Consider the following 7,684-nt stretch of genomic DNA (forward strand, 5'->3'; position numbering starts at 1 on the left):
TCCTCGTTGGCGAGGGCGGCGGCCTCCTTGACCGCGGCAAGGGCGTCGATCAGATGCGGGTACGCGGAGATGGTCATGCCCGTGATGGGGAAGTTCTCCGTGGCCCGCAGGGTGTGAACTCCCCAGTAGGCATCGGCGGGGACGTCACGGTCACCGAGCAGATCGTGCTCGGAGCGGGTGGCGGCGGTCATGGGCTGGGGGTCTCTCTCGGGAGGAAGGGTGGGGGCCTTCCGCGCCGCTGCGTGGAAGGCCCCCGTGGTGTCACCTGTGTCGGTACCGGCTCAGAGCAGGCGGTCCTTCGCCTTGTAGTAGGCGCCGCCGAACGGCAGGAACCAGGGTGTGCCGTTGTAGAAGGGGACGGGCACCTTCGGGAAGCCGAAGCCGCGCATCGGGTTGGCCTCCGGATTGCCGTCCATCATCTCGGCGACCGCGCGGCCCATGTACGTGGCCATCTGGACGCCGTGGCCGCAGTAACCCATCGAGTAGTACAGGCCGTTGACGTCACCCGCGTGCGGAATGCGGTCCCAGGAGAAGCCGACCATGCCGCCCCACACGTAGTCGATGCGCACCCCCGCCAGCTGCGGGAAGATCTCCGTCATCTCCCGCTTGAGGATGTCACCGCTCTTGACGTCGGACGCCGGGTTGGACGGGGCGAAGCGGGCCCGGCCGCCGAAGGCGAGGCGGTTGTCGGGGGTGAGACGGATGTAGTTGCCGACGTTCTTGTGGGCGACCAGCAGGCGGCCGTTGGGGATGAGTTCCTTGGCGCGCGCCTCCCCCAGCGGCTCGGTGACGATGATGAAGCTGCCGACGTTGATCAGCCGCTTGCGGAACCACGACATCGCGTTGTCGGTGTAGGCATCCGTCGCCGCCATGACCTGCTTGGCACGGATGGTGCCGCGCATGGTCTCCACCACGAAACCACCGCCAGGGAGGCGGGTGAGGCCGGTGGCGGCGTTGCGCTCGTGGATCTCGGCACCGGCACGCTCGGCGGCGTCCGCCAGGCCGACGACGAACTTGCCCACGTGCAGAGCTGCGCCGAGCGGGTCGAGCAGGGCGCCGTGGTAATGATCCGAGCCCAGCTCGGCGCGCAGCTCGCTCTTGCTCAGGACGACCGTCTCGTGGCCGAAGTTCTCGGCCAGGTCGCGCTGCTTGGCGTGCATGCCCTCGAGGTGCTTGGGCTTGCAGACCAAGCCGAGGCGCCCGGCACGGTGGAAGTCGCAGTCGATGTTCTCCCTGACCGCGATCTCCTCGACGAGGTCCACAGCGTAGCGGAACGCGTCGTAGAGCTCGCGAGCACGCTCCTGCCCGTAGCGCTGGCGGGCCTGGGCCGGGCTGATGGTGATGCCGGGGTTGCAGTGGCTGCCGTTGCGCCCGGAGGCACCCGAACCGACCTGGTCCTTCTCGACGAGGACGACCCGGGCACCCTTGCGAGCGGCGTGATAGGCGGTGGACAGGCCGGTGAGGCCGCCGCCGATCACCACCACATCGGCCTCGTCGGGCAGGTCCTTCCCGGAACGGTCGGGCAGGGCGGGGGCTGTGTCCATCCAGTAGGGGATCTGCTTCATGGCGTGCGTCCTCTGTGTTCTCTGTCTGTTTCGCCGGTTGCGCCGTCGGTCAGCAGCCGAGGAGCTTCGGCAGGCCCGACAGGTCGGGCAGCTCGTCGTACGGCTGGTAGTCGGCGCTGCCCTTGCGGCCGTAGCGGTTGATCCACACCCGGCGCTTCAGGCCCAGGTCGCGGGTCGGGATGTGGTCGTACTCCCAGCCCTGGGCGACGTGGATGACCTGCGACGACTCGACACCCATCGTCCGGAAGGCGTGCTTGAAGGTCTGGCGGTCCGGCTTGTAGGCACCGGCCTGCTGGGCGGTGATGACGTAGTCGAACTCGACGCCGATGTTCTCGACGTTCCGCGCGATCAGGTTGTCGTCGGAGTTGGAGATGATGGCGATCTCGTACTTGGTCTTCAGCTTCCGCAGGGCGTCCGGGACCTCCGGCCAGGGGCCGAAGGTGGGGACGGCGTCCACGAGGGCCTCGCCGTCGGTCTCGCGGTACTCCAGGCCGTGCAGGCGCATGGCGTTGCGCAGGCTGGAGTGCAGGACCTCGTGGTAGGGGCGGTAGGCCTCCAGGACGGCCTGGAAGCGCATCACGCGGAAGTCGTCGAGGAACTCGTCGACATCCAGGTTGTCCAGGTCGAGCCGGTCCTCCAGGACCTTCAGGGTGGTGGGACCGAGCTCGAAGTTGATCAGGGTGGCGTAGGCGTCGAAGGTGACGATCTCTCGCATGGTGTCCAGCCTTGCTCTCGCGGTTCTCTCAACAGGGGTGGGGGGCTTCAGACGACGCGTTCGCCGGGGGCGACGATCGCGTCGAGCACGGCCAGGTCGGCCGGGCTCGGTATCCAGTCGGCCGCCGCCGCGTTGGCGGTGACCTGGTGCGGAGTCATGGCGCCGCAGATGACGGAGCCGACGGCCGGCAGGGCCGCCAGGGCGCCGATCGCCACCTGGAGGAGGGTCAGGCCACGCTCGGCGCCGTAGGCGGTGAGCGCCTCGGCCTTGTCGAGGGCCGCATCGGTGAGCCAGCCCTGCCGCCAGGACAGCCTGCTGCCGGGCGGGGGCTCCTCGCCGCGCCGGTACTTGCCGCTGAGCAGGCCGTTCGCCAGCGGGTAGTACGGCAGTAGACCGACGCCGTGGCGCAGGCAGGCCGGGATCAGGTTCTGCTCAACGCCGCGGTCGAGCAGGTGGTAGCGGTCCTGGGTGGACACGAAGGCGCCCGAGACCTGCTCGGCCGGGAGGTTGGAGCAACCGATGTACCGGATCTTGCCCTCGTGGACCAGCTCCTGGAGCGCGGCGACGGTCTCCTCCAGCGGGGTGACGCCGTCCGGCTCGTGGTACTGATAAAGGTCGATCCGGTCGGTGCCGAGCCGGCGCAGTGACGCCTCCACCGCGTACCGGATGTAGGCGCGGGATCCACGCGGACCGTACAGGTCGGCCTCCCGGCTCATCTCCATGCCGAACTTGGTGGCCAGGACCACGTGGTCACGGCTGCCCTTGAGCGCGGCGCCGAGGAGCCGTTCACCGTCGCCGCGGGAACCGCCCCGTTCGCCGGACCCGCCGTACATGTCGGCGGTGTCGAACAGGGTGATCCCGGCGTCGAGCGCGGCGTGGACGACGGCCTTCGTGCCGTCCTCGTCGAGGCGGGCGCCGAAGTTGTTCCCGCCCACGCCGACCACCGAGACGGTCGGGCCGCCCTCTCCGAGCGGGCGGTATCTCATGACCGGTTCCCGAATCCGATGCAGACGTTCTTGGTCTGCAGGTAGCTGGCCAGGCCTTCGAGGCCCTTCTCCCGGCCCCAGCCGCTGTGCTTGTAGCCGCCGAAGGGAAGCTCGACGCCGGTGCCGACGCCGGTGGCGTTGACATAGACCTGGCCCGCCCGGATGCCCTCGGCCAGCCGCATCGCCTTGTCGATGTCGCGGGTCCACACGTACGAGGCCAGGCCGTACGGGCTGTCGTTGGCGATCTCCAGTGCCTCGTCCGCGTCGTCGAACTCGATGACCGTGACGACGGGGCCGAAGATCTCCTCGCGGGCACACCGGGCCTGGTTGTCCAGTCCGGTGAGGACCGTCGGCTGGACGTAGTAGCCGTCGGCGAGTTCGGGGTCGGCGGGGGCGCCTCCGCCGGCCCGTGCCACGGCGCCTTCCTCGCGGGCCAGTTCCAGGTAGCCGAGGACCCGGTCCCGCTGTCGTGCGGCGACGAGGGGGCCGACGTCCGGGTCGCTGAGACCGGGGCCGACACTGAGGGAGGCGGCGTGCGCGACGAGCTTGTCCAGGAACTCCTCGGCGCCGCGCTGGAGCAGCAGCCGGGTGCCGGCGGAGCAGGTCTGCCCGGCGTTGCCGAACGCGGAGGCGGCGACGGCGCCGAGCGCCGCGTCGAAGTCGGCGTCGGCGAAGACGACGACCGGGGACTTGCCGCCCAGCTCCGTCACCGAGGGGACCACGTTGGCGGCGGCCGCCTGGGCGACCTTGATGCCGGTCGGCACCGAACCGGTGAAGGTGACCTGGTCGATGTCCGGGTGGCCGGCGAGGGCCGCGCCGGTCTCCCCGTCACCGGGGACGACGTTCAGCACGCCCGGCGGAAGACCGCACTCCAGGGCGATCCTGCCGATCTCCAGCGGGGTCAGCGGTGCCTCGGGGGACGGCTTGAGCACCACCGTGCAGCCCGCGGCCAGCGCCGGCGCGGAGCCCCTCGCGGTGTTCTGGAGAGGGTAGTTGAACGGGATGATGTGGCCGGAGACACCGATCGGCTCGCGCACGGTGTAGTCGATCAGGCCGGGACCGAGCGGGATCGTCGAGCCGCCGAGCTTGTCGGCCACGCCCGCGTAGAACTCGAAGTAGCGGGCGGCCGCTTCGACGTCCGCCTTCGCCTGGCGCAGCGGCTTGCCGACGTCCTGGCTCTCCAGGCGGGCCAGACGTTCGCCCTGGTAGCGGATGGCCTCCGCGATCCGGTACAGGATGCGCCCCCGGTCGGCGGCACGCAGCCCGGCCCACTCGGGCGCCGTGAACGCCGCGCGCGCGGCGGCCACCGCCCGGTCCACATCCGCCTTGCCGGCCAGCGCCACCTGGGCGATGGCCGTGTCGTTCGACGGGTCGAGGACAGTGAAGGAACGTCCGTCGGCGGCGGGGAGGTGCTTGCCGTCGATCAGCAACTCGGTCAGCTGCATCTGGGTCAGCTGCAGTGCGTCGCTCATGGCTGGATCTCCCCCAGCACCTCGCCGAAGATGACGACCTCGTCGCCCGGGCGGACCGTGCGGATCCGGCGGACCCAGAGCACGATGCCGTCCTGCGGCGCGGTGACCTCTTCCAGCGTGGTGCCGTAATGGTCGGTGATGGTGGCGATCAGATCGCCTTCCTTGCACGTCTCCCCCGGCTCGGCGCGGGCGACGAAGAAGCCGCCGGAGGCGGAGCGGGCGAAGGTTCCGGAGACCGTCGTGTAGCTGTCACGCAGCTCCGCCTCGCCGTCGATCATGTTGAGGCTGCGCAGGATGTTGCGGATCGAGTGCATGTGGTGCTCGACGTTGGTCTCGCGGTAGGTGGCGCCGCCGCACTCGATGGTGATGGCGGGCTTGCCGGCTTCGAGGACGGGGTGGCGGACCGTGCCGCCCCACTTGCCGCCCTTCCAGACCAGTTCGTGCCCGGCGGCCAGGGCCAGGTCCGTCGCCAGGTTCTCGTACCCGCCCTGGAGGATGACGAGGGGGGCGATCTCGCCGTAGGCGCCGCCGGTGTGCAGGTCGACCACGGCGTCGACGGCCGGCACGACCTGCTCGACGAAGGTGGCGGCCAGACGCTGCGAGTACGAGCCCTCGGCGTCGCCCGGGAAGATCCGGTTGAGGTTGAGGTGGTCGATGCCGCTGGCGCGGGCGGCCGCCTCGAAGGCCGGGGTGTTCAGGCAGGGGATGCCGACGATCGTGCCGCGCAGCGTGGCCGGGTCGATCTCGGCGAGCACACGGCGGATGGCCTCCTGCCCGTCGTACTCGTCGCCGTGCACGCCCGCGTCCACACACAGGACCGGGCCGTCCTGGACGCCGTTGACGACGATCAGCGGAATGCCGAGCTCCACGCCGTAGCTGCTGGTGCCGACCGGGATGAGGCCGTGGGCACGCTCGCCCGGGGCAACGGTCAGCGGACCGATGGAGTACATGTGGTTCCTTCCCAATACGTGGATCAGATGCGGGACGACGCCTCGGCGAGGGTGCCGGCGATGATCGCGGCGATACGGTCGAGGAGGGCGCGGTCGCTGATCAGCGGGGGCGCGATCTGGACCAGCGGTGCGGAGCGGTTGTAGACGCGGGCCAGCAGGCCTGCCTCGCGCAATCGACGCGGGATCAGATCGCCGATCAGCTCGGTCCGGGCCTTGGCGCTGAAGGCGCCGTCGTCGAGGTCGCCGACGAGTTCGCAGGAGTAGAAGAACCCGGTGCCGCGGACGTCGCCGACGATCGGCAGGTCCTTGAGGGCCGCCATGCGCTTGGCCAGGTCGCCCTGGAGACCGCGGACGTTGTCCAGGATGCGGTCCCGCTCCATGATCTCAAGGTTGCGCAGGGCGATGGCCGTGCTCAGCGGGTGTCCGGCGAAGGTGTAGCCGTGGTTGAGGACCGCGCCGGGCCGGTTGATGACCTCGGTGACTTTGGTGCCGACCAAGGTCGCGCCCAGGGGGGCGTATCCGGCGGTGATGCCCTTGGCGACGGTGACCATGTCCGGGCGGGCGCCGTAGCGGTCCCCGCCGAACCACTCACCGATCCGGCCGAAGGCCGTGATGACCTCGTCGGCGACGAGCAGGAAGCCGTACCGGTCGGCCAGCGCCCGCAACCCCTGCCAGTAACCCTGGGGCGGGGTGATGCAGCCGCCCCGGTTCTGCACCGGCTCGGCGATGAGCATCGCGACGGTCTCGGGACCCTCGGTCAGGATCGCGGCCTCCAACTCCGCGAGCAGCCATGCCGTGTACACCTCGTCGTCCGCGAACTCCGGTGCGAGACCGTGGCGGTTGGTGTTCGACACGAACCGGGTGTCGATCGCCGGTGGGCCGTACGGCTCCGTCAGGCCAGGGTCGTCGTTGAACGACAGAGTGCCGATGGTCAGGCCGTGGTAGGCGCCGCGCCGGGCGATCGCCTTGGTGCGGCCCGGCTCGCCGCGCAGGGCGTGGTAGCGGCGGGCTATCTTCCAGGCGGTCTCGACGGCTTCGGCGCCGCCGCTCGAGAAGAAGGTGTGCTCGACGTCGACGGGGGCGATCCGGGACAGCCGCTCGGCGAGTTCGACGGCCGAGGGGTGTGCGGACCCTGTCCACAGCGGGCTGTAGCACAGTTCGCGCAGCTGCCGTTCGGCCGCCTCGGCGAACTCACCGCCGTAGGAGTAACCGAGCTGGCAGCAGTACAGCCCCGACAGGCCGTCGATGTAGCGCCTGCCGTCCGCGTCCTCGACGTACGGGCCTTCGCCTCGCTGGACGACGAGGAGGTCTTCGCCCTCGTCGCCGAGCGATCCGTTGGCGGTCATGTGCAGCAGCAGGTGTCGCTGAGCGGTGGCCGCGGTCAGCTGAGCGGCGGCGGTGGTCATACGGCTTCGCCTCCCGGGGTGGCGACGCCGACCGTGTTCTCCACCGAGAGCAGGGAGTCCTGTCGTCCGGAGCCGAGCCAGCGCACCAGGGCGACCAGGCCCAGGGCGAGGATGGCGAAGGCGATGAGGATCGCGCTGACCGCGGTGACGCTGGGGTCGATCTCGAAGGTCAGCGAGTTGTAGACCTGGACGGGGAGAGTGACGGTGTCGACCGAGGACAGGAACTGGGAGATGTAGAACTCGTCGAAGCTGGTGATGAAGGAGAAGATCGCCGCCGCGATCATCCCGGGTGCCGCCAGCGGGAAGGTGATCTTCCGGGCGATGGTGAGGCGCCCGGCGCCCATGCTGGCCGCGGCGTCCTCCAGGCGTTCGTCGATCCCGCGCAGCGTCGCGATCAGGATGAGCACCGCGATGGGTGAGGCCAGCACGGTGTGGCCCAACGCGATCGCGATGGGGCTGCCGAGCATCGCGGCCGGCTCGAAGAACAGGAACAGACCCAGCGCGGTGACGATCTGCGGGATGACCAGCGGCCCGAGGACCAGGGCGAACACCGCGGAGCGCAGGGGGAGTTCGCTGCGGACCAGGGCGGT

Annotated in this window: 7 protein-coding genes and 1 pseudogene; all 8 read right to left on the minus strand. The window is 70.1% G+C overall.

The genetic code is table 11. The features are described 5' to 3' along the window. Positions 1–191, minus strand: a pseudogene (locus GTY56_RS33015) (lyase family protein); the annotation flags it as partial. Between the two features lie 90 nt (positions 192–281). Then, positions 282–1,565, minus strand: a complete 1,284-nt coding sequence (locus GTY56_RS33020) for an NAD(P)/FAD-dependent oxidoreductase (protein WP_161368955.1) — start codon at positions 1,563–1,565, stop codon at positions 282–284. A 49-nt stretch (positions 1,566–1,614) separates the two neighbouring features. Beyond that, on the minus strand, positions 1,615–2,280 hold the full coding sequence (locus tag GTY56_RS33025; RefSeq protein WP_033314654.1) for a haloacid dehalogenase type II: 666 nt from the start codon (positions 2,278–2,280) through the stop codon (positions 1,615–1,617). 47 nt (positions 2,281–2,327) lie between these two features. Beyond that, positions 2,328–3,266 (minus strand): aldo/keto reductase, encoded by a 939-nt coding sequence (locus GTY56_RS33030; protein WP_161368956.1) that lies wholly within the window; start codon positions 3,264–3,266, stop codon positions 2,328–2,330. Next, positions 3,263–4,738, minus strand: a complete 1,476-nt coding sequence (locus GTY56_RS33035) for an aldehyde dehydrogenase family protein (protein ID WP_161368957.1) — start codon at positions 4,736–4,738, stop codon at positions 3,263–3,265. The genes GTY56_RS33030 and GTY56_RS33035 overlap by 4 nt, the downstream gene beginning before the upstream one ends. Then, positions 4,735–5,688: a succinylglutamate desuccinylase/aspartoacylase family protein gene (locus GTY56_RS33040; protein ID WP_161368958.1), complete on the minus strand. Its 954-nt coding sequence runs from the start codon at positions 5,686–5,688 to the stop codon at positions 4,735–4,737. The genes GTY56_RS33035 and GTY56_RS33040 overlap by 4 nt, the downstream gene beginning before the upstream one ends. Positions 5,689–5,711: 23 nt before the next feature. After that, positions 5,712–7,094 (minus strand): aminotransferase class III-fold pyridoxal phosphate-dependent enzyme, encoded by a 1,383-nt coding sequence (locus tag GTY56_RS33045; protein ID WP_161368959.1) that lies wholly within the window; start codon positions 7,092–7,094, stop codon positions 5,712–5,714. Continuing rightward, positions 7,091–7,684, minus strand: a 594-nt coding sequence (locus tag GTY56_RS33050; RefSeq protein WP_161368960.1) for an ABC transporter permease, incomplete at its 5' end; no start/stop codon positions are given. The genes GTY56_RS33050 and GTY56_RS33045, both read right to left, overlap by 4 nt.

The organism is Streptomyces sp. SID5643, from assembly GCF_009872555.1.
Taxonomy (GTDB): domain Bacteria; phylum Actinomycetota; class Actinomycetes; order Streptomycetales; family Streptomycetaceae; genus Streptomyces; species Streptomyces iakyrus.

Excerpts from the sequence above, each read along its gene's own strand:
- GTY56_RS33040 (WP_161368958.1), bottom strand. The coding sequence starts at position 5,688 with ATGTACTCCATCGGTCCGCTGACCGTTGCCCCGGGCGAGCGTGCCCAC.
- GTY56_RS33045 (WP_161368959.1), bottom strand. The coding sequence starts at position 7,094 with ATGACCACCGCCGCCGCTCAGCTGACCGCGGCCACCGCTCAGCGACAC.
- GTY56_RS33020 (WP_161368955.1), bottom strand. The coding sequence starts at position 1,565 with ATGAAGCAGATCCCCTACTGGATGGACACAGCCCCCGCCCTGCCCGAC.
- GTY56_RS33035 (WP_161368957.1), bottom strand. The coding sequence starts at position 4,738 with ATGAGCGACGCACTGCAGCTGACCCAGATGCAGCTGACCGAGTTGCTG.
- GTY56_RS33030 (WP_161368956.1), bottom strand. The coding sequence starts at position 3,266 with ATGAGATACCGCCCGCTCGGAGAGGGCGGCCCGACCGTCTCGGTGGTC.
- GTY56_RS33025 (WP_033314654.1), bottom strand. The coding sequence starts at position 2,280 with ATGCGAGAGATCGTCACCTTCGACGCCTACGCCACCCTGATCAACTTC.